Raw genomic sequence first — 20,195 nt, 5'->3', positions numbered from 1 at the left:
CGCTCGACACCCGGACCCGATAAATGCCAAAGGCATTCAACCGTTTCAGATCACGCCCGCTCCGCGCAGACGGGCGATCTCGTCCGCGCCGTAGCCGGCCTGCTCCAGCAAGGCTTCGGTATGCTGCCCCAGCCGAGGCGGCGCGTCTCGGTATTGCGGCGGCGTGTCCGACAGTTTGATCGGGCAGGCCACCAGCGGCACGGCCTGGCCGTCCTGTCCCGGCAGCTCGATCTGCATTTGCCGATGCCGGATTTGCGGATCGGCGAAGGCTTCGTCCACGGTGTTGATCGGCCCGCAGGGCACACCCGCCTGGTCCAGCAGCGCCAGCCAGGCGTCGCGCGGCTGGGCCAGGAAGCCGGCGGCCAGCAGCGGCACCAGCGCGTCGCGGTGCGCGACGCGTTGCGGATTGCTGGCGTAGCGGGGATCGTCGGCAAGCTCCGGCCGGCCGATCAGCTCGCATACCGAACGGAACTGGCGGTCGTTGCCGCAGGCCAGGATGAAGTGGCCGTCGCCGGCGCACTTGAACACCTGATAGGGCACGATGTTGGGATGGCCGTTGCCCAGCCGCGGCGGCACCGCGCCGCCCACCAGCCAGTTCATATTGACGTTGGCCAGCATCGCCAGCGCGCAGTCGAACAAGGCCATGTCGATATGCTGGCCGCGCCCGCTGCGCTGCCGCGCCCATAGCGCGGCCTGGATCGCGTTGGCGGCGTAGAGCCCGGTGAACAGGTCGGTGACCGCCACGCCCACCTTGTGCGGCTCGCCGTCGGCCGGTCCGGTAATGCTCATCAGCCCGGACATGCCTTGCACGATGTAGTCGTAGCCGGCCATCTGCGCGTACGGCCCGTCCTGGCCGAAGCCGGTGATCGAGCAGTACACCAGCCGCGGATTGAGTTCGGCCAGGCTGGCGTAATCCAGCCCGTATTTGGCCAAGCCGCCCACCTTGTAGTTTTCGATCAGCACGTCGGCGTCGGCGGCCAGCCGGCGGACGATGTCCTGCCCCTCCGGCTGGGAGATGTCCACGGTCAGCGATTTCTTGCCGCGGTTGGCGCACAGGAAATAGGCGGCGGTGCCGTCCGGCAGGCTGGGCGGCGCCCATTGCCGGGTATCGTCGCCGCAGCCCGGGCGCTCCACCTTGATCACTTCCGCGCCCAGGTCCGCCAGCAGCTGGCCGGTCCACGGCCCCGCCAATACCCTGGACAAATCCAATACCTTGATGCCTTCCAGCGCGCCCGTCATCTGCGTCTCCCGATACATCGGTCCATCGAAAAAAAGCGGCCCGGCAAGCCGGGCCTCCAAGGACAGACAGGAATAACGGCGCGGCCGGCCTCCCGGCCGCGCCGGCTTATCAGGCAAATGCCTGAATACCGGTCTGGGCTCGGCCCAGAATCAAGGCATGCACATCGTGCGTGCCTTCGTAAGTGTTGACCGCCTCCAGGTTCATCACGTGGCGGATCACATGGAATTCGTCGGCGATGCCGTTGCCGCCGTGCATGTCGCGCGACAGCCGGGCGATGTCCAGCGCCTTGCCGCAGTTGTTGCGCTTGATCAGCGAGATCATTTCCGGCGCGGCCTTGCCCTCGTCCATCAAGCGGCCCACGCGCAGCGCCGCGTGCAGGCCCAGGCTGATTTCGGTCTGCATATTGGCCAGCTTCAGCTGGATCAGCTGGTTGGCGGCCAGCGGGCGGCCGAACTGCTTGCGGTCCAGCGTGTACTGACGCGCCGCGTGCCAGCAGAATTCGGCGGCGCCCAACGCGCCCCAGGCGATGCCGTAGCGCGCCTTGTTCAGGCAGCCGAACGGCCCTTTCAAACCCTTGACGCCCGGCAGGATGGCGTCCTCCGGCACCAGCACGTCGTCCATCACGATTTCGCCGGTGATGGAGGCGCGCAGCGAAAACTTGCCGTGGATCTTGGGCGCGGACAGGCCGGCCATGCCCTTCTCCAGCACGAAGCCGCGGATTTCGTCCTCGTCGTCCTTGGCCCAGACCACGAACACGTCGGCCTGCGGGCTGTTGGTGATCCACATCTTGCTGCCGTTGAGCAGATAGCCGCCGTCCACCTTGCGCGCCCGGGTCTTCATGCTGGCCGGGTCCGAGCCGGAGTCCGGCTCGGTCAGGCCGAAACAGCCCAGCCATTCGCCGCTGGCCAGCCGCGGCAGGTATTTGTCCTTCTGCGCGTCCGAGCCGTAAGCCCAGATCGGATGCATCACCAGGCTGGACTGCACGCTCATCGCCGAGCGGTAGCCGGAATCCACGCGCTCCACCTCGCGCGCCACCAGGCCGTAGGCCACGTGGCTGAGGCCGGCGCAGCCGTAACCTTCGATGGTGCAGCCCAGCAGGCCCAGCTCGCCCATCTCGTTGATGATTTCACGGTCGAAGCGTTCTTCGCGGTTGGCGCTCAGCACCCGCGGAAACAGCTTGTCCTGACAGTAGTCATAGGCGCTCTGCTGCACCATGCGTTCTTCTTCGCTCAGGCATTCGGCCAAAAGCAGAGGATCGTCCCAGTTGAACGGCGCGCGACTGGAGGGGGCTGCCATAAGTTCTGTCTCCGCGTTAACTTGTTCCGCATTGCGGAACTTGGTTTCACATTGCAGAATAGGCTAATCGCCGCCTGGACGGATGTAAAGCGTTTTTGCGAAACTCGACGCCCGCCCCCTGCGCGCAACCCCAGCGGAGGCTCACGAAACAAGATGGATGCAATGGATTTGGAAACCGACAAGGACCGGCTGTTCGTCACCGCGCTGGCGCGCGGACTGGAAGTGCTGGCGGCGTTTCGCCCCGGCGAGCTGGCGCTGTCCAACCAGGAGCTGGCCAAACGCACCGGCCTGCCGAAATCAACAGTGTCGCGTTTGAGCTACACTCTGACCCGGCTGGGCTATCTGGCCCAGGACGAGGCCAGCGGCCACTACCGGCTGGGACTGGCGGTGCTGGCCTTGGGCTCCACCGTGCTGGCCAGCTACGACATCCGCCAGATCGCCGGGCCGCTGATGCGCGAGTTCGCGCTGGAACAAGGCATGTCCATCAGCCTGGCGCTGCGCGACGGCAGCGATATGGTGTATCTGGAAACCTGCCGCAGCCCGGCCCGCATCTCGGTGCAACTGACCGTGGGCTCAAGGGTGCCGCTGGCCACCACCGCCATAGGCCGCGCCTATTACGCCGGCTTGCCGGCGGCGGAACAGCTCAAGCTGCAGCCGCTGCTGGCCGCGCGCTACGGCGCGGAATGGGAGGAAATCAGCGCTCGTCTGGAGGAGGCTCGCCAGGACTATCTGCGCCAGGGCTATTCCGCGTCCTTCGGAGAATACGAGGCGGATGTGATGGCGGTGGGCGTGCACCTGGCCGTGCCCGGCCAGCCGGCGATGGCGCTGAACGCCAGCGGTCCGGCCTTCGCCTTGAACGAAGGCGCGATGCGCGAACGCATCGCGCCGGCTCTGCAAGCGCTGCGGTTGCGGCTCGCGCCGCCGGGCTGAGCGCGCGCTCAGGCGGACTGGATGTAATGGACCAGGTGGTTGATCACCTGTTCCTGCTCTTCTATGGTGGCGCGCACCAGGTCGCCGATGGACAACATGCCCATCACGTCGCTGCCTTCCAGCACCGGCAGGTGGCGGATGCGCTTTTCCGTCATCAGACCCATGCAGTCGTCCAGCGTCTGGCTGGGCGTCACGTAGACCACGCGGCTGGTCATGATGTCGCGCACCTTGGTGCCGGCTGAGGTGCGGCCCTGCAACACGATGCGCCGCGCGTAATCGCGTTCGGAGAAGATGCCGACGATGCCGCCCTCCTCCATCACCAGCACCGCGCCGATGTCGTTTTCCGCCATCACCTGCAAGGCCTGGAACACCGTGCTGTCCGGGTTCACATAGACCAAGGCTCGGTTTGGCTTGCTGTCCAACAACTGTCTTACCGTTTGCATGCATGTCCCCTTTCAAACCGGCAATCCGGCCGTTCCCGTAGCCCTCTCCCGCCGCCAGGCGACGCGGACGAGCGCCCACCAATCCACTATAGCGCAGGCTGCGGCGCCTCGGTAAGCGCGGCGGCCCGCGCCCTCGCCTGCCTGGGCGGAAACGCGCGTCAGGCCCGGATCATGGTGCCGACGCCGGCGTCGGTCAGGATCTCCAGCAACAGCGCGTGCGGCACGCGGCCGTCGATGATGTGCACCGCGTTGACGCCGTTGCGCGCCGCGTCCAGCGCCGAGCTGATCTTGGGCAACATGCCGCCGTGTATGGTGCCGTCGGCGAACAGGCCGTCCACCTGCTGCGCGGACAGCCCGGTCAGCAGCTTGCCGCTCTTGTCCAGCACGCCCGGGGTATTGGTCATCAACACCAGCTTTTCCGCGCCCAGCGTCTCCGCCAGCTTGCCGGCCACCAGATCGGCGTTGATGTTGTAGGCCTCGCCGTCTTCGCCGACGCCGATGGGCGCCACCACCGGGATGAAGTCCTGGCTGTCCAGCAAGGACACCAGCGACGGATCGATGCCGGAGATTTCGCCTACCTGGCCGATGTCGATCTCGTCGTCGGTTTCGGATTTCAGATACATCTTGCTGGCGCGGATGAAGTGGCCGTCCTTGCCGGTCAGGCCGACGGCCTTGCCGCCGTGCTTGTTGATCAGCGAGACGATTTCCTTGTTCACCAGGCCGCCCAGCACCATTTCCACCAGGTCCATGGTGTCGGAGTCGGTGACGCGCATGCCCTGAATGAACTCGCCCTGCTTGCCCACGCGGTTCAACAGCTCGTTGATCTGCGGGCCGCCGCCGTGCACCACCACCGGATTGATGCCCACCAGCTTGAGCAAGACCACGTCCTTGGCGAAGCCCTCTTTCAAAGCCGCGTCGGTCATCGCGTTGCCGCCGTACTTGATCACCAGGGTCTTGCCGGAGAAACGGCGGATATAAGGCAGGGCTTCGGCAAGAATCAGGGCTTTTTCTGCTGCATCGGTCGGCACGGCGTTCTCCAGGTTTGCGCCGCGCCGTTGCCGGCCGGCGATTATGACGGTTCTGATCTGTTGCATTTTAATCAAGCTCGTTAATGAACTGTGATTTATTAATTGCAGAACAACGGCATTCTGCCCTACAGTCCGAATCATTAATGAACCAAGATTCAGCTACACAACCATGGCACAAGCCCCCGCCTCGCGCTGGCAGCGCAAAAAAGACGCGCGTCCCAGCGAAATCCTGGACGCCGCGCTGACCCTGTTCGTAGAGAAAGGCTTCAGCGCCACCAAGATGGAAGACATCGCCCGCGCCGCCGGCGTGACCAAGGGCACGCCCTATCTGTACTTCCAGAACAAGGAAGAAATCTTCAAGGCCATGGTGCGCCATCACCTGTCCAGCCGGCTCAGCGCCTTCGTGGAACTGGAACAGCAGCACCAGGGCCCGGTGGGCGAGCTGCTGCAGATCCTGCTGCTCAAATGGTGGGACGAAGTGGGCGCCACCCCGGCCGCCGGCCTGTGCAAGCTGGCCATCGCCGAAGCCACCAACTTCCCGGAACTGGCGCGCTTCTACACCACCGAGGTGATCTCGCCCTGTCTGCGCATGGTCGAGCACATCCTGCGCCGCGGCATGGACAGCGGAGAATTCCGCGACCTGCCCATCGCCAGCAGCAGCGACGCGCTGCTGGCGCCGCTGGTGATGGCGATGACCTGGGCCCACTCCTTCGCCAAGGTGGTGCCCGATGTCTGCGGCTACTCGCATCAATACTCCCGCGCGCACTTGAGCGAAGCCTTGCAGCTGGTGCTGCAAGGCCTGAAGAATCCCACCTACGAGAATTGACATGAAAACTGCCGCTCACTGCCTCTGGCTGGGCATCGCCAGCCTGACCCTCGCCGCCTGCAGCAAGCCGGAGGCGCCGCCGGAAGCGCCGCGCCCGGTCCGCTACGTGGTGGCCGGCGCCACCGCTTCGCAACAGGGCGACAGCTACGCCGGCGAAATCCGCGCCCGCCACGAGACCAACCTGGCCTTCCGCGTGGCCGGCAAGGTGGTGGCCAAGCTGGCCAACAGCGGCGACCGGGTGAAGAAGGGCCAGGTGCTGGCGCGGCTGGACCCCAGCGACTACGCGCTGGATCTCTCCGCCAAACAGGCGCAGCTGGCCGCAGCCCAGTCCGACCAGGCCCAGCAGGAACTGAACCTGAAACGCTACCGCGAACTGCTGGCCAAGCAGTTCGTCAGCCAGGCCCAGGTGGACGGCCAGCAGAACGCGGTCAACGCCGCCCGCGCCAAGGCGGACCAGGCCAGGGCGCAACTGGCGGCCAGCCGCAACCAGACCGGCTACACCAGCCTGGTGGCGGACGCCGACGGCGTGTTGAGCCAGATGGTGGCCGAGCCCGGCCTGGTGGTGGCCGCCGGCCAGGCCATGGCGCGGCTGTCTCAGGACGGCGCGCGCGAAGCCGCGATCCAGGTGCCGGAGAACGCGCTGGACAAGGTGCGCCGCGCCGGCCAATTCCAGGTGCTGCTGTGGAACGGCGGCGCGCCGCTGCCGGGCACGCTGCGCGAACTGGCGGCCGACGCCGATCCGGCCACCCGCACCTATGCTGCGCGCGTCGCCATCGGCGGCGACTCCAGCCGCCTGCAGTTGGGCATGACCGCCAACGTCGCGCTGCCTGACGCCGCCGACGCGCGGATGCGGCTGCCGCTGACCGCGCTGCTGGACGAGCAGGGCAAGCACTACGTCTGGCTGATCGCCGCCAACGGCAAGGTCGCCCGCCGCGCGGTGACGGTCAGCCGCGTCGACGCCGATTCCGCCACCCTGTCCCAGGGCGTGCGGCCGGGCGACAAGATCGTCACCGCCGGCATCCACCTGCTGCGCGACGGCCAGGCCGTGAAACTGCTGGAGCGCTGAGACGGCCATGAAAAAACTGAACTTGTCCGAATGGGCGCTGCGCCACCAGTCGCTGGTGCGCTACCTGATGGTGATGCTGATGCTGGCCGGGGTCTGGGCCTATACCCAGCTGGGCCAGAAGGAAGACCCGGAATTCACCTTCAAGGCCATGCTGGTTCAAGCCTATTGGCCCGGCGCCGGCACGCTGGAAATGGAACAGCAGGTCACCAACAAGCTGGAGGAAAAACTGCAGGAAATGGGCGAGATCGACTTCGTCCAGAGCTACACCAAGCCCGGCGAAAGCCTGCTGCTGATTTCGGTGCGCGAGGACGTGCCGCCCAAGAACGTGCAGCAGCTGTGGTATCAGGTGCGCAAGAAGATAGGCGATATCCGCGCCACCCTGCCCGCGGAGATCCAGGGCCCCTTCTTCAACGACGAGTTCGGCGACACCTTCGGCAATATCTACGCCTTCGCCGGCGACGGCTTCAGCTACGAAGAACTACGCCAATACCTGGAAGACGCCAAACGCGAGATCCTGCGCGTGCCGGACGTGGCCAAGGTCAGCCTGCTGGGCGTGCAGGAGCAGCGCGTCTACGTGGACCTGTCCACCGCCAAGCTGGCCTCGCTGGGCCTGGACACCGGCGCGATCTGGAAAGCCCTGCAGCAGCAAAACGCGATGACGCCGTCCGGCGTGTTCGAAACCGCCAGCGACCGCATCTGGGTCCGCCCCACCGGCAACTACGCCAGCGTGGAGGCCATCGCCGCCACCCCGGTCACCGTCAACGGCAAAACCTTCCGCCTGGGCGACATCGCCACGGTCAAGCGCGGCTATATCGACCCGCCGCAGAACACCATGCGCTTCAACGGCAAGCCGGTGCTGGGCATGGCCATCACCATGAAGGGCGGCGGCGACGTGCTGCGCCTGGGCAAGAACCTGGACGCCTCGATGCAGCAGATCCAGTCCAAGCTGCCGGTGGGCGTGGAAATCCACTCGGTGTCGGACCAGCCCAAGGTGGTCAAGAACGCGGTTGGGGAATTCATGCGCTCGCTGGTGGAGGCCGTGGTCATCGTGCTGGCGGTCAGCTTCTTCAGCCTGGGCCTGCGCACCGGCATCGTGGTGGCGCTGTCCATCCCGCTGGTGCTGGCGATGACCTTTCTGGCGATGTACTTCTTCAACATCGACCTGCAGCGCATCTCGCTGGGCTCGCTGATCATCGCGCTGGGCCTGCTGGTGGACGACGCCATCATCGCGGTGGAAATGATGGCCTTGAAGCTGGAACAGGGCTGGAGCAAATTCCAGGCCGCCACCTTCGCCTACACCAGCACCGCCTTCCCGATGCTGACCGGCACCCTGATCACCGCGGCCACTTTCCTGCCGGTGGGCATCGCCAAGTCCAACGCCGGCGAATACGTGTTCAGCCTGTTCGCCGTGGTCGGCATCGCGCTGGTGCTGTCCTGGATCGTCGCCGTGGTGTTCACCCCCTATCTGGGCTACAAGCTGCTGCCGGAAAACCTGCAGCAGCACGAGACGCACGATGTCTACGACAAACCGTTCTACCGCCGCTTCCGCCGGGTGGTGGAATGGTGCCTGGAGCGGCGCAAGACCGTGATCGCGCTGACCCTGGCCGCCTTCGTGCTGTCCCTGCTCGCCTTCAAGCTGCTGGTGGCCCAGCAGTTCTTCCCCTCGTCCAACCGGCCCGAGCTGATGGTGGACATGTGGCTGCCGCGCGGCGCCAGCCATCAGGCCACCGAGCGCGAAGTGGAGAAACTGGAAGCGCTGCTCAAGCGCGACCCGGACATCGTCAGCGTCACCAGCTATGTGGGCAGCGGCAGCCCGCGCTTCTATCTGCCGCTGGATCAGCAGCTGCAACACCTGAACTACGCGCAGCTGATGCTGATGACCCGCGACGAGCATGTGCGCGAAAACGTGAAGAAACGGCTGGAAAAACTGTTCGACAACGACTTCCCCAACGTCCGCGGCCGGGTGACCCGCTTGGAGAACGGCCCGCCGGTGGGCTACGCGGTGCAGTTCCGGGTGATGGGCGAGGACCACGCCAAGGTGCGCGCCATCGCCGCCCAGGTGGAGGCGCTGATGCGCGCGCATCCGTCCACGCGCCAAGTCAACATCAACTGGGGCGAACAGGTGAAGGCGCTGCGCATCCGCATCGATCAGGACAAGGCGCGCGCGCTCGGCCTGTCCTCGCAGCAATTGTCGCAGCAATTGCAGATGCTGATCTCCGGCGCCACCGTCACCAGCTTCCGCGAAGGCGACCAGGCCATCGCCATCGTCGCGCGGCTCAATCCGGACGAGCGCAAGAATGTCGCCGGCCTCGGCAATTTGATGATACAAACCGGCAGCGGCCGCTTCGTGCCGGTGTCGCAGATCGGACACATCGAATACCAGCCGGAGGAAAGCATCATCTGGCGGCGCAACCGCCTGCCCGCCATCACGGTAAGCGCGGACCCGGCGGAAGGCGCCCAGGGCGCGGACATCTCCCGGCAATTGCTGCCCAAGATGCAGGCGCTGGAGCAGACCCTGCCGCTGGGCTATCACATCGAAACCGGCGGCAGCATGGAATCCAGCGCCAAATCGCAAAAAGCCATCGCCGCGGTGGCGCCGCTGATGCTGGTGGTGGTGATCACCCTGCTGATGTTGCAGCTGCATAGCGTGCAGCGCACCATCATGGTGCTGCTGACCGCGCCGCTGGGCATGATAGGCGTGACGCTGACCCTGATCGCCTTCAGCGCGCCCTTCGGCTTCGTCGCCATGCTGGGAGTGATCGCGCTGTCCGGCATGATCATGCGCAACTCGGTTATCCTAGTCGATCAGATCGAGCACGACATTCGCGACGGCATCGATCCCTGGCACGCGATTGTCGGCTCCACAATTAGACGTTTTAGGCCTATCATGCTGACGGCATTGGCGGCGATCCTGGCGATGATTCCGCTGAGCCGCAGCACCTTCTGGGGACCGATGGCGGTGGCCATCATGGGCGGGCTGCTGGTGGCCACGGTACTAACCCTGCTGTTCCTGCCGGCGCTGTACGCGCAATGGTTCAAGATACGACGGCCTCAAGCCTGAGCGCGCGATTGAGACAAAACAAACCGAGCATACAAACACAAATGAACAAGACCCGATTCCGATTGCCCGTGCTGGGCAGCCTGCTGCTGAGTTTCGCCCTGCCGGCCCACGCCTTCGACCTGGTCGAAGCCTGGCGCGCCGCCCGCGACTACAACGCCGACTTCGCCGCCGCGCGCTCCGACCTCGACGCCGGCCGCGAGAAAGCAGTGCAGGGCCGCGCGCTGCTGATGCCCCAGGTCGGCGCCACCGCCAATTACAACTACACCAATCCGATCGCGCCCGCCGGCCAGGGCCGCTACGACGCCACCACCTACGGCGTCAATCTGCAGCAGCCGCTGTTCGACGTCGGCAAATACACCGGCTACCAAAAAGGCAAGCTGGCGACGCAGCAGGCGGAAACCAGCTTCGGCGCGGCCGAGCAGCAATTGATCCTGGACACCTCGCAGGCCTATTTCAACGTGCTGCTGGCCAAGGACACCCTGTCCGCCACCAGCGCCAGCAAGAAAACCTTCCAGCAACAGCTGGAACAGGCCAAGACCGCCTTCGAAGTGGGCACCGCCACCATCACCGACACCCATGAAGCCCAGGCCGGCTACGACGGCGCGGTGGCTCAGGAGATCAAGGCGATCAACAGCCTGGAGCTGGCGGAAAACAATCTGCGCCGCGTCACCGGCCTGGACCCCAAAACCATCCAGCCGGTGCTGGACAAGCTGCCGCTGGAACTGCCGACGCCGGCCACGCTGGAAGCCTGGATCGGGATCGCCCTGCGCAACAGCCTGAGCATCAAGACCGCCGAGCAGGCGCTGGAGATCGCCGACAAGAACGTCACCGAGAAAAAGGGCGGCCACCTGCCGGTGATCAGCCTGACCGCCGGCTACAGCGACACCCAGACCCGCGCCCCGATGCAACAGCCGCACACCCGCGGCAGCAGCATAGGCGTCGGCGTCACCCTGCCCTTGTTCGCCGGCGGCGGCATCAACTCGCAAGTGCGCGAGGCCGCGGCGCAGCAAGAGTCCGCCAAGGACAAGCTGGAAGCCACCCGCCGCCAGGTGCGCGAAGACGTGCGCCGCACCTTCCTCGGCGTCACCAACGGCGCGGCGCTGGTGCGCGCCCAGGAACAGCTGCTGATCTCGGCCAAAAGCAAGGTCGAATCCACCCGCCTGGGCAAGGAAGTGGGCATCCGCACCAATATCGACCTGCTACAGGCCGAACAGGCCTACTACTCGACGCTGACCAGCCTGGCCACCGCCAAGTACGACTATCTGATCGCGCGGCTGTCGCTGTCCCAGGCCGCCGGCCAACTGGACAGCGAGGTGCTGGGCAAGGTCAACGCCGTCATCCGCCGTTAAATCCGCTTCTCCGCGGTCATGCCAACCGGCATGGCCGCCGCCTTCTTCCGCTTCTTTCCGTCCCTCTCCTTCCCCCGCTGACGTCCACGCAACAGGTGTTTAATTTTTTAGGGCATGTGTAGCTTTTTGCTAAACACGAACATAGAATGCCTGAGATGGTCAGACAGCAATAATGAAAGCAAAAAACCACGGAGCGGCAACCGGCGCCATGACAGACCAGCCCCGTTCCGACACCGATTCGCGGCGGCCCGTCCGATGCGGCGCCGACCGCACAACGTCGAGGAGATAGCAGATGAGCAATAAGGATTTGATGCAACGCAAGGCCGACGCCACCCCGCGCGGCGTGGGCGTCATGTGCGGCTTCTTTGCCGAACGCGCCAAGAATGCCGAAGTCTGGGACACCGACGGCAAACGCTACATCGACTTCGCCGGCGGCATCGGCGTCTTGAACACCGGCCATCTGCACGACAAGGTGCAGGCCGCGGTCGCCGAACAACTGTCCCGCTTCAGCCACACCTGCTATCAAGTCGTCCCCTACGAATCCTATATCCGCCTGGCCGAGCGGCTGAACCAGCTGACCCCTGGCCAGCACGCGAAGAAAACCGCGCTGTTCACCACCGGCGCCGAAGCGGTGGAAAACGCGGTGAAAGTGGCGCGCGCCGCCACCGGCCGCGCCGGCGTGATCGCCTTCGGCGGCGCCTTCCACGGCCGCACCCTGCTGGGCATGGCGCTGACCGGCAAGGTGGCGCCGTACAAAGTGGGCTTCGGCCCCTTCCCCAGCGACGTCTATCACGCCCCCTATCCCAACGCGCTGCACGGCGTGTCGGTGGAAGACTCCCTGCACGGGCTGGAAAAGCTGTTCAAATACGACGTCGACCCCAAGCGCGTCGCCGCCATCATCTTTGAACCGGTGCAGGGCGAAGGCGGTTTCTACGCCGCGCCCAACGAGTGGGTGGCGCAGCTGCGCAAGATCTGCGACGAACACGGCATCCTGCTGATCGCCGACGAAGTGCAGTCCGGCTTCGCCCGCACCGGCAAGCTGTTCGCGATGGAGCACTACTCGGTGCAGGCCGACCTGATCACCATGGCCAAATCGCTGGCCGGCGGCTTCCCGCTGTCCGCGCTGACCGGCCGCGCCGAGCTGATGGACGCCCCGGCCCCCGGCGGCCTGGGCGGCACCTACGCCGGCAACCCGCTGGCGGTGGCCGCGGCGCTGGCGGTGATCGACGTCATCGCCGAGGAAAAGCTGCTGGACCGCGCCAACCGCCTGGGCGAACTGCTGAAGGAAAAACTGCACGGCCTGAAAGGCGCGGTGCCGCAGATCGCCGAAGTCCGCGGACTGGGCGCGATGCTGGCGGTGGAGTTCAACCAGCCCGGCAGCTCGCAGCCTGACCCGGACTTCGCCAAGAAAGTGCAGACCAAGGCGTTGGAATCCGGCCTGATCCTGCTGACCTGCGGCGTCTACGCCAACGTGGTCCGCTTCCTGTTCCCGCTGACCATAGAAGACGCGGTGTTCGAAGAAGGCCTGGCCAAGCTGGAAGCCGCGCTCAAAGCTTAAGCGCCTGTGCATAGTTCAAGGCCCGCGCCGCCCGGCGCGGGCCTTATCCGACATTTTCCGCGTTGGAGAGCCGCATGTTGAATTTGAAAGACCCCGCGCTGCTGAGACAGCAGTGCTATGTGAACGGCGTCTGGCTTGACGCCGACAACGGCGAAACCATCCCGGTGAGCAATCCGGCCACCGGCGAAATCATCGCCAGCGTGCCCAAGATGGGCAAGGCCGAAGCCGAACGCGCCGTGGCCGGCGCGGCCGAGGCCTTCCTAGGCTGGAAGCGCAAGCCGGCGAAAGAACGCGCCGCCCTGCTGCGCCGCTGGTTCGATCTGGTGATGGCGAACCAGGACGACCTGGCGGTCATCCTCACCAGCGAACAAGGCAAGCCGCTCTCGGAAGCCAAGGGCGAAATCGCCTACGGCGCGTCCTACATCGAGTGGTACGCCGAAGAAGCCAAGCGCCTGTACGGCGACACCATACCCTCCCCCGGCGCCGACAAGCGCATCCTGGTCAACAAGGAGCCGATAGGCGTCACCGCCGCGATCACGCCGTGGAACTTCCCCAATGCGATGATCACGCGCAAAGCGGCGCCGGCGCTGGCCGCCGGCTGCCCGATGGTGGTGCGTCCGGCCAGCCAGACCCCGCTGTCAGCGCTGGCGCTGGCGGTGCTGGCCGAGCGCGCCGGCATTCCCGCCGGCGTGTTCTCGGTGCTGACCGGCGGCTCCAGCGAAATCGGCGCGGTGCTGACCGGCAACGACGCGGTGAAGAAATTCTCCTTCACCGGCTCCACCGAAGTGGGCCGCAAGCTGATCGCCCAATGCGCGGACACCGTCAAGAAAGTGTCGATGGAACTGGGCGGCAACGCGCCCTTCATCGTCTTCGACGACGCCGATCTCGACGCCGCGGTGGAAGGCGCCATCATCTCCAAATACCGCAACGCCGGCCAGACCTGCGTCTGCGCCAACCGGCTGCTGGTGCAGGACGGCGTCTACGACGCCTTCGCCGAGAAGTTCGCCGCCGCGGTGGCCAAGCTCAAGGTGGGCAACGGCCTGGAGGCCGGCGTCACCCAGGGCCCGATGATAGACATGAACGCGGTGGCCAAGGTGGAAGAGCACATCGCCGACGCGCTGGCCAAGGGCGGCAAGCTGGTGGCCGGCGGCAAGCGCCACGCGCTGGGCCACAGCTTCTTCGAACCGACGGTGATCACCGGCGTCACCCCGCAGATGAAGGTGGCCAAGGAGGAAACCTTCGGCCCGCTGGCGCCGCTGTTCCGCTTCCACAGCGAAGAGGAAGCGATCCGCATGGCCAACGACACCGAGTTCGGCCTGGCCAGCTACTTCTACGCCCGCGACATCGGCCGCATCTTCCGCGTGTCCGAAGGCCTGGAGTACGGCATGGTGGCGGTCAACACCGGCATCCTGTCCAATGAGGCCGCACCCTTCGGCGGCGTCAAGCAATCCGGCCTGGGCCGCGAAGGCTCCAAGTACGGCATCGAGGACTATCTGGAAATCAAATACGTGCTGCTGGGCGGCATCGACCAGTAAAGCGCCGCGCCAAGGAAAAACGGGCTGGAAATCCAGCCCGTTTTTTAGAACCTATTTACGATCTGCTGCGCGTCGGCGATACGGCGTTGAAAACACCTTCGAAATGCTCATGTACCGTGTGTACATTCCGCTTTCTCAGCCGTTTTCGCCTTGTCTCGCCTTAGCTCGCGAGACCGTAAACAGATTCTTATGGCGAAGACAATGGCCTCAGTGGAACTTGGCCAAGGTCTCCGACAAGGGAATGCCGGCCTCTTTCAGGCATTCAGCCAGATCCCGCCAGGCCTCATCCCGCTCCGGCGCCACGTCCGGCGTCACCAGCCACGGCGCGTGCGCGGCGGACTCCTCGCGTCCGCGCAGGCGGAAGCCCACTTCATAGCCCTGCAGTTCCGGCTGGTATTCGGCCACCGCCTCCAGTTCCTGCACCCCGCCCGCGCTCGCGGCCAACAGCGCCGCGGTCACGCCCAGGCGCTTGCGGTTCCAGGCGCGCACGCCGGTCTGCACCGCCTCCCACCAGGGCAGCGGCGCGAACAGCTCGGCCTCGCCGTACTCCATCTCGGCGCCCACCGCCTGCTGCACCAGCGGCATCGCCGCGTCCAGCGCCTTGCGCGCCAAGCGGCGCGCCTGATCCGGCGGCAAGGCGCCGCGCTCCACCAGGAAGGGAATCCAGGCCAACACCAGTTGCGGCTCGTTGGTCTTGCGCGCCGCCTCGAAAGTGGCGCGCGAGGAATCCGGATCCAGCGGCGCGAAATCGCAGCCGGCGTCCATCACCGGCGCCAATTGCACCAGGTCCTGGCAGGCGCGCTCGTTCAGCATCTCCAGCGTGAACAGGGTCGGGGAGATCCACAGTATCGACTGCTCCGGCACTTCCAGCGCGTCCGCCAGCGCCACTTCCAGCCGCTCCAGCTGTGGGAAATGCCACCAGACGCCGCCCTGGGCGCGCGAAAACGCGAACGGCAAGGCCCACAGCTCAAACGACACCACCGCGCCGTCCTTGCGCATCACCTCGGGGAAGGCGATCGCGTCGCGCGCGCAATTGACCAGCAACTGCCGCGCGGCCGGCTGGGACAGCAAGGCCAGTTGCGACTCGGTGAACACCGCCTGGTCGCCGGCCGCCAGCGCCATCTGCACCTCGCCGGCCAGCTGCGCGCGCTCCATCGGCTGATCCACCGCGCGTCGCGCCAGCTCCACCAATTGGTTCACCGCGCGGCCGCGCTCCGCCGGCGGCAACGGCTCGGTGGGGCCGATGCGCATCTCGCGCGGCACCGGACCGGCGGCCTCGCGGTCGGCGTAAGCCTTGTGCAGGCGCTGGTAAGCCTCCATCGCCTCGTCGCAGATCGCCTGCAACTGGCCCACGGTCGGCATCTCGTCTTCATTGCTGAAGTTGAAGTCGAACAGGCGCAGTCGCAGATTGCAGACATAGACCGTCACATTGTCCGCCTCGTCGAACAGCATGGCGCTGCTCAGGCCTTCCCGGCCGCGGCCGGGAAAGTCGGTGTCGTCGTCGCCAAGCAGGCGGCAAACAAAAGCCGGCGCTTCCGTGTGAATCAGGTACTCGGAGCCTTCCAGGCCCTGATCGTCGACGGCATCACCAAAAATGAAGCGGTTGGGCAAAAACGGCTCGCCCTTGATGCGGGCATTACGCGGCAGGGATTTCATCTGGCAAGCAAATCTATTCAATAAATCAAATACTCATTGTACCTGCCTAGCGTGGCGGCTTGAAGTCCGCCGGCCAAATCAGTCCTCGCCCCGCCATTGCGCCAGCGTCCGGCGCTGCCCGCCCGCCGCGTCGAAGTTGCCCGCGGACAGCCAAGCTTCAAAGGCTTGCCGCAAGGCCGGCCACTCATGATCCAGGATGGAAAACCAGGCGGTGTCGCGGTTGCGCCCCTTGTAAACCATGGCCTGGCGGAACACGCCCTCGAAGCGGAAACCCAGCCGCTCGGCCGCCCGCCGCGAAGGCAGGTTCAAGGCGTCGCACTTCCATTCATAACGGCGATAGCCCAGCGCGAAGGCCTGGCGCATCAGCAAATACATCGCCTCGGTCGCCGCCGGCCTGCGCTGCAGCAAGGGCGAGAAATTCAGATGCCCCACCTCGACGCAGCCCATGGCCGGATCGATGCGCAAATAAGCGGCCACGCCCAGCGCCTCCCCGTTGGCCGCGTCCACGATGGCGTAAAAATGCGGATCGCGCCGCCGCTGCTGCTCGGCCAGCCAGCCGTAGTAGTCCGCGTAATCGGCAAACGGGCCATAGCTCAGATAGGTCCAGTTGCGCGCGTCCGCGTCCACGCTCATCGCCGCGAACAAAGCGGGGCCGTGGCGCTCCGCCTGCAGCGGCTCCAGCCGACAGAAGCGCCCCTGCAAATCCGTCTTGGGCGGCCAGGCCGCCTCGCGCCAGTCGGCCAGCGGCAGCCCCACCGCCTGGCCCAAGGCGTTGACCGTGCCCGGCGACGCCATGCCCGCTTCCATCATCACGGCTCCCTTCAGCATGCGCAGGACACGGCGACGCCGGCGCGCGCCGTGGTGGCGTAGCCGTCGCGCACCCACCAATCCAGGCCGCCCTGCAGTTCGCGCACATTGAAGCCGAGGCGCGCCAGCTTCAACGCCCCCTTGGTCGACGCGTTGCAGCCTATGCCGTCGCAGAAGGACACCAGGACCGCGTCCTTGGGCAGATGGGCGGTGCTGGCCTCGTCCATGGTCCGGTGCGGCACGGACACGGCGCCGGGCAGGGTTTCCTTCAGGAAGGCCTCTTCCGCTCGCGCGTCGATCAACACCAGTTTCTCCCCGGCTTGCAAAGCGCTCCAGACATCGGCGGCGTCCATCTCGTACGCCAGCTTGGCGGCGTAAAAATCCTGCTGACTCAACATTTTTTTCTCCTGCGGCTCTGGAATGCTGTTAGCCTAAGCGACAAGTCATACCCCAAACAGTGCCACCATGCAAAATCTGGAGGAACCACTTTGTCCGCCGAGTGGTTGATCGACTTCCTGCGCCAGCGTTTGCAACGTCAAGGCGCGGAAAGCCTGGCGCGCCAGCTGTACCGTTTACTGCGCGAACTGATCCGCGCTGGCCAGCTGGCCGGCGGCGCCCCCTTGCCGGCCAGCCGCGCGCTGGCGGCGGAGCTGGCGCTGGGCCGCAACACCATACTCAACGCCTACGAACAACTGGCCGCCGAAGGCTATCTGGAAAGCCGCCACGGCTCCGGCACCTATGTCGCCGCCCTGTTCAGCCCCAGCGCCTCGCCGCCGCAGCGCGCCCGGCAACATCCGGGACTGTCGCGGCGCGGCCAACGCGTCTCCGACCATTGCACGCTGCCCACCGGCCTGGCCGGCGCCTTCGCTCCCGGCACTCCGGAGCTGAAACAATTTCCCCACGCCCAGTGGCAACGCTGCCTGCAAAGCCATGTCCAGCGCCCGCAGTTGGACCATCTGCACTACCGCCACGACGGCGGCCTGCCCGAACTCAAACGCGCCCTCAGCCAATACCTGTACCTGTCGCGCTCGGTGAGCTGCCAGCCGGAGCAAATCGTCATTACCCAGGGCGCGCAGCAAGGGCTGGAATTGCTCGCCCGGCTGTTGGCCGATCCCGGCGACGCCGCCTGGGTGGAAGACCCCGGCTACAGCGGCGCGCAAGCCGCCTTGCGCGCGTCGGAGCTGAACATCGTCCCGGTGCCGGTGGACGCCCAGGGCATGGCCCCGACGCCCGCGCACCAAGCCACGCCGCCGCGCCTGATTTACATCACCCCGTCCCACCAGTATCCAACCGGCGTCGTCATGTCGCTGGCGCGTCGGCTGGCGCTGCTGCAATGGGCCAAGCAGCACGACAGCTGGATCATAGAGGACGACTACGACAGCGAATTCCGTTACGCCACCCATCCCATCGCCTCCCTGCAGGGCCTGGCGGACAGCGAACGCGTCGTTTATCTAGGCACCTTCAGCAAGGTGATGTTTCCCGCGCTGGGCCTGGGTTATCTGATCCTGCCCGAAGAACTGGTGGAACCCTTCCGCCGCGTGCAGGCCCGCTTGTACCGGGAAGGCAATTACCAGGTGCAGGCCGCGCTGGCCGACTTCATCGAACAAGGCCATTTCGCCCGCCATATCAAGCATATGCGCGAACTCTACCAGCTGCGGCAACAACTGTTGCGCGGCACCCTGCAGCGCGCGCTGGGCGACGCGCTGCCGCTGTCCGCCGGCGAGGCCGGCCTGCACTTGGTGGCTCAGTTGCCCGCCGGCTTCGATGAATGGGAACTCAGCCTCGCCGCCACCCGGCAGCAGCTGTGGCTGCGCCCGCTGGCCAAGCACTTCATCGGCCCGGCGGACCGCAGCGGGCTGGTGCTGGGCTACGCCGGCGTGGAGGAACAGGAACTTCACGCCGCCGCGCTCAAGCTGGCGGCGCTATTGGAAACGCGATGGAAGTGAAAGCTACGCTGCTGGTCAGCGCCTGCCTGCTGGGGCAAGCCGTGCGCTACGACGGCCAGGCCAAACCGCTGGCCGAACATGACTGGGCGCGCTTGCGCCGGGATTTCACCCTGATTCCCGCCTGTCCCGAATGCATGGGCGGCCTGCCCACGCCCAGGCCGGCGGCGGAGTTGCGCGGCGGCGACGGCGCGGCCGCCTTGCGCGGCCAGGCCACGGTGGAAACCGCCGCCGGCGAAGACGTCAGCGCCGCTTTTCTGCGCGGCGCCCAGGCCAGCTTGCGCCTGGCGCAGGCCCATGGCTGCCGGCAAGCGCTGTTGAAGGCCAACAGCCCTTCCTGCGGCACGCGCCGAATCTACGACGGCGAGTTTTCCGGAATGCTCAAGGACGGGGAAGGCGTGGCCGCCAGCCTGTTGCGCCAGGCCGGCATTGAAGTCTGTTCGGAAGAGGACATGGCGGAACGGCTGAGAACGCCGGCGGGCTAAACGCCGCCGGCGCTGCTATCCACGGCGTTTACAGAAACTCGAGACGGCCGCCGCTCAAGTGATACATGGCGCCGGCGATCTTGATCCGGCCCTCGTTTTCCAGCTTGGCCAGCACATCGCTGCGCTTGCGGATCTGGTCGATGGTGTGCAGCACATTGCTGCGCGCCACCGCGTCGACGAACTCCGCGTTCTTGCTGCTGCGCTCGCCATCGTAACGGGTCTGCCCGATCGCCGGCCGGATGCGCGCCAGCAGGCCGGTCAGATTGCCCAGCTCCACATGGTCGATCGCCCCCTTGATCGCGCCACAGGCGGTATGCCCCATCACCAGCACCACCTTGGCGCCGGCCACCGCGCAGGCAAACTCCATGCTGCCCAGCAAATCGTCGTTCACCACATTACCGGCCACCCGCGAATTGAAGGTTTCGCCGATGCCGGCATCCATGATGATCTCCGCCGGCGCGCGCGAATCGATGCAGCTGAGCACCACCGCGGAGGGATATTGCCCCTCGGCGCTGGAACGTTTCTGCGCCAGGTAATCGTGCTGCATTGCCTTGCCGGTGCGGAAGCGCTCATTGCCTTTCGCCATCTCCGCCAGCACCTGCTCCGGCGTCATCGCGTCGCGCTGAGCCTTGCTCAAAGACGCCGCGTAAGCCACCCCGCTCAAGCCGCCGCCGGCGCCCACGGCAAACAGCGCCGCCGCGCCCAGCGCGGTCTTCATCACCGTCCGCCGGCCGATCGACTCGCCGCAATTTTCTTCCCGACACAGATGCTCGCTCATTCGCGTCCTTTCCTAGTCCATTGGTATCAAGCTGCAGTGGTATAAAGTTTTTTAATCTTATTCAACAACTATTTAATTAGATGATTGCATTCAGCTTAGTTCATCAAGCGCGCAATTAGTACATGGAGATGACGGCCGCCGCATCGGCGCACGGCATAGAGAGGAAAACGGGATGGGAATGGAAGGATAGCGCG

At 65.7% G+C, this 20,195-nt stretch carries 17 protein-coding genes; 9 read left to right on the top strand and 8 right to left on the bottom strand.

What is annotated here, in order from left to right; genetic code table 11:
* Nucleotides 1-45: 45 nt before the first annotated feature.
* Both JW897_RS22060 and JW897_RS22055 read right to left on the bottom strand, forming a co-directional pair.
* Nucleotides 46-1,239: a CaiB/BaiF CoA transferase family protein gene (locus tag JW897_RS22060; RefSeq protein ID WP_205467654.1), complete on the bottom strand. Its 1,194-nt coding sequence runs from the start codon at nucleotides 1,237-1,239 to the stop codon at nucleotides 46-48.
* Nucleotides 1,240-1,348: 109 nt separating this feature from the next.
* Complete coding sequence (locus tag JW897_RS22055; protein ID WP_048414412.1) at nucleotides 1,349-2,536, bottom strand: acyl-CoA dehydrogenase; 1,188 nt, start codon at nucleotides 2,534-2,536, stop codon at nucleotides 1,349-1,351.
* Nucleotides 2,537-2,698: 162 nt separating this feature from the next.
* On the opposite strand from JW897_RS22055, the gene JW897_RS22050 reads away from it, so the two are divergent.
* Nucleotides 2,699-3,466: an IclR family transcriptional regulator gene (locus JW897_RS22050; RefSeq protein WP_048414413.1), complete on the top strand. Its 768-nt coding sequence runs from the start codon at nucleotides 2,699-2,701 to the stop codon at nucleotides 3,464-3,466.
* A gap of 8 nt (nucleotides 3,467-3,474) precedes the next feature.
* Here JW897_RS22050 and JW897_RS22045 read toward each other — a convergent pair whose 3' ends face one another.
* Nucleotides 3,475-3,909, bottom strand: coding sequence for a CBS domain-containing protein (locus tag JW897_RS22045; RefSeq protein WP_048414414.1), 435 nt, complete (start codon nucleotides 3,907-3,909; stop codon nucleotides 3,475-3,477).
* Between the two features lie 158 nt (nucleotides 3,910-4,067).
* Nucleotides 4,068-4,937: an acetylglutamate kinase gene (gene argB / locus JW897_RS22040; RefSeq protein ID WP_338030584.1), complete on the bottom strand. Its 870-nt coding sequence runs from the start codon at nucleotides 4,935-4,937 to the stop codon at nucleotides 4,068-4,070.
* Between the two features lie 169 nt (nucleotides 4,938-5,106).
* Here argB and JW897_RS22035 point away from each other — a divergent pair, with 169 nt between their 5' ends.
* The 6 genes from JW897_RS22035 to gabD all read left to right on the top strand — a co-directional run bounded on the left by JW897_RS22035 (nucleotide 5,107) and on the right by gabD (nucleotide 14,332).
* Nucleotides 5,107-5,763 (top strand): TetR/AcrR family transcriptional regulator, encoded by a 657-nt coding sequence (locus JW897_RS22035; RefSeq protein WP_205467652.1) that lies wholly within the window; start codon nucleotides 5,107-5,109, stop codon nucleotides 5,761-5,763.
* A 1-nt stretch (nucleotide 5,764) separates the two neighbouring features.
* Nucleotides 5,765-6,829: an efflux RND transporter periplasmic adaptor subunit gene (locus tag JW897_RS22030; RefSeq protein WP_205467651.1), complete on the top strand. Its 1,065-nt coding sequence runs from the start codon at nucleotides 5,765-5,767 to the stop codon at nucleotides 6,827-6,829.
* A gap of 7 nt (nucleotides 6,830-6,836) precedes the next feature.
* Nucleotides 6,837-9,890 carry an efflux RND transporter permease subunit gene (locus tag JW897_RS22025; RefSeq protein WP_048414417.1) on the top strand — a complete coding sequence of 1,018 codons (3,054 nt, stop codon included), beginning with the start codon at nucleotides 6,837-6,839 and terminating at the stop codon, nucleotides 9,888-9,890.
* A 41-nt stretch (nucleotides 9,891-9,931) separates the two neighbouring features.
* A complete protein-coding gene (locus JW897_RS22020) occupies nucleotides 9,932-11,239 on the top strand; it encodes a TolC family outer membrane protein (RefSeq protein WP_205467650.1) in 1,308 nt (435 codons plus the stop codon).
* A gap of 292 nt (nucleotides 11,240-11,531) precedes the next feature.
* The gene (gene gabT, locus JW897_RS22015; protein ID WP_205467649.1) at nucleotides 11,532-12,797 is read left to right on the top strand and encodes a 4-aminobutyrate--2-oxoglutarate transaminase; all 1,266 of its coding nucleotides are present in this window, start codon (nucleotides 11,532-11,534) and stop codon (nucleotides 12,795-12,797) included.
* Between the two features lie 74 nt (nucleotides 12,798-12,871).
* Entirely contained in the window at nucleotides 12,872-14,332 is a 1,461-nt protein-coding gene (gene gabD / locus JW897_RS22010; protein WP_205467648.1) for an NADP-dependent succinate-semialdehyde dehydrogenase, read from the top strand.
* A gap of 207 nt (nucleotides 14,333-14,539) precedes the next feature.
* Here gabD and JW897_RS22005 read toward each other — a convergent pair whose 3' ends face one another.
* The 3 genes from JW897_RS22005 to JW897_RS21995 form a co-directional block, all read right to left on the bottom strand.
* Nucleotides 14,540-15,988, bottom strand: coding sequence for a hypothetical protein (locus tag JW897_RS22005; protein WP_048414421.1), 1,449 nt, complete (start codon nucleotides 15,986-15,988; stop codon nucleotides 14,540-14,542).
* Nucleotides 15,989-16,066: 78 nt separating this feature from the next.
* Entirely contained in the window at nucleotides 16,067-16,816 is a 750-nt protein-coding gene (locus JW897_RS22000) for a GNAT family N-acetyltransferase (RefSeq protein WP_240352334.1), read from the bottom strand.
* Nucleotides 16,810-17,193: a rhodanese-like domain-containing protein gene (locus JW897_RS21995; RefSeq protein WP_205467647.1), complete on the bottom strand. Its 384-nt coding sequence runs from the start codon at nucleotides 17,191-17,193 to the stop codon at nucleotides 16,810-16,812. Before JW897_RS21995 ends, JW897_RS22000 begins: the two co-directional genes overlap by 7 nt.
* A gap of 90 nt (nucleotides 17,194-17,283) precedes the next feature.
* Between JW897_RS21995 and pdxR the strand changes: the two genes are divergently transcribed.
* Nucleotides 17,284-18,741, top strand: a complete 1,458-nt coding sequence (gene pdxR, locus JW897_RS21990; protein WP_205467646.1) for a MocR-like pyridoxine biosynthesis transcription factor PdxR — start codon at nucleotides 17,284-17,286, stop codon at nucleotides 18,739-18,741.
* Nucleotides 18,732-19,223 carry a 2-thiouracil desulfurase family protein gene (locus JW897_RS21985; RefSeq protein WP_205467645.1) on the top strand — a complete coding sequence of 164 codons (492 nt, stop codon included), beginning with the start codon at nucleotides 18,732-18,734 and terminating at the stop codon, nucleotides 19,221-19,223. Before pdxR ends, JW897_RS21985 begins: the two co-directional genes overlap by 10 nt.
* Before the next feature lie 28 nt (nucleotides 19,224-19,251).
* On the opposite strand, the gene JW897_RS21980 is transcribed toward JW897_RS21985, so the two are convergent.
* The gene (locus tag JW897_RS21980; RefSeq protein ID WP_205467644.1) at nucleotides 19,252-20,001 is read right to left on the bottom strand and encodes a carbonic anhydrase family protein; all 750 of its coding nucleotides are present in this window, start codon (nucleotides 19,999-20,001) and stop codon (nucleotides 19,252-19,254) included.
* Between the last annotated feature and the right edge of the window lie 194 nt (nucleotides 20,002-20,195).

It is taken from the genome of Chromobacterium alkanivorans, assembly GCF_016937655.1.
Lineage (GTDB): Bacteria > Pseudomonadota > Gammaproteobacteria > Burkholderiales > Chromobacteriaceae > Chromobacterium > Chromobacterium alkanivorans.
The sequence above is the reverse complement of the archived record's forward strand: the minus strand, read 5'-3'. Positions and strand labels throughout refer to the sequence as shown.

Excerpts from the sequence above, each read along its gene's own strand:
- JW897_RS22060 (WP_205467654.1), bottom strand. The coding sequence starts at position 1,239 with ATGACGGGCGCGCTGGAAGGCATCAAGGTATTGGATTTGTCCAGGGTA.
- JW897_RS22055 (WP_048414412.1), bottom strand. The coding sequence starts at position 2,536 with ATGGCAGCCCCCTCCAGTCGCGCGCCGTTCAACTGGGACGATCCTCTG.
- JW897_RS22050 (WP_048414413.1), top strand. The coding sequence starts at position 2,699 with ATGGATTTGGAAACCGACAAGGACCGGCTGTTCGTCACCGCGCTGGCG.
- JW897_RS22045 (WP_048414414.1), bottom strand. The coding sequence starts at position 3,909 with ATGCAAACGGTAAGACAGTTGTTGGACAGCAAGCCAAACCGAGCCTTG.
- JW897_RS22035 (WP_205467652.1), top strand. The coding sequence starts at position 5,107 with ATGGCACAAGCCCCCGCCTCGCGCTGGCAGCGCAAAAAAGACGCGCGT.
- JW897_RS22030 (WP_205467651.1), top strand. The coding sequence starts at position 5,765 with ATGAAAACTGCCGCTCACTGCCTCTGGCTGGGCATCGCCAGCCTGACC.
- JW897_RS22025 (WP_048414417.1), top strand. The coding sequence starts at position 6,837 with ATGAAAAAACTGAACTTGTCCGAATGGGCGCTGCGCCACCAGTCGCTG.
- JW897_RS22020 (WP_205467650.1), top strand. The coding sequence starts at position 9,932 with ATGAACAAGACCCGATTCCGATTGCCCGTGCTGGGCAGCCTGCTGCTG.
- gabT (WP_205467649.1), top strand. The coding sequence starts at position 11,532 with ATGAGCAATAAGGATTTGATGCAACGCAAGGCCGACGCCACCCCGCGC.
- gabD (WP_205467648.1), top strand. The coding sequence starts at position 12,872 with ATGTTGAATTTGAAAGACCCCGCGCTGCTGAGACAGCAGTGCTATGTG.
- JW897_RS22005 (WP_048414421.1), bottom strand. The coding sequence starts at position 15,988 with ATGAAATCCCTGCCGCGTAATGCCCGCATCAAGGGCGAGCCGTTTTTG.
- JW897_RS22000 (WP_240352334.1), bottom strand. The coding sequence starts at position 16,816 with ATGCTGAAGGGAGCCGTGATGATGGAAGCGGGCATGGCGTCGCCGGGC.
- JW897_RS21995 (WP_205467647.1), bottom strand. The coding sequence starts at position 17,193 with ATGTTGAGTCAGCAGGATTTTTACGCCGCCAAGCTGGCGTACGAGATG.
- JW897_RS21985 (WP_205467645.1), top strand. The coding sequence starts at position 18,732 with ATGGAAGTGAAAGCTACGCTGCTGGTCAGCGCCTGCCTGCTGGGGCAA.
- JW897_RS21980 (WP_205467644.1), bottom strand. The coding sequence starts at position 20,001 with ATGAGCGAGCATCTGTGTCGGGAAGAAAATTGCGGCGAGTCGATCGGC.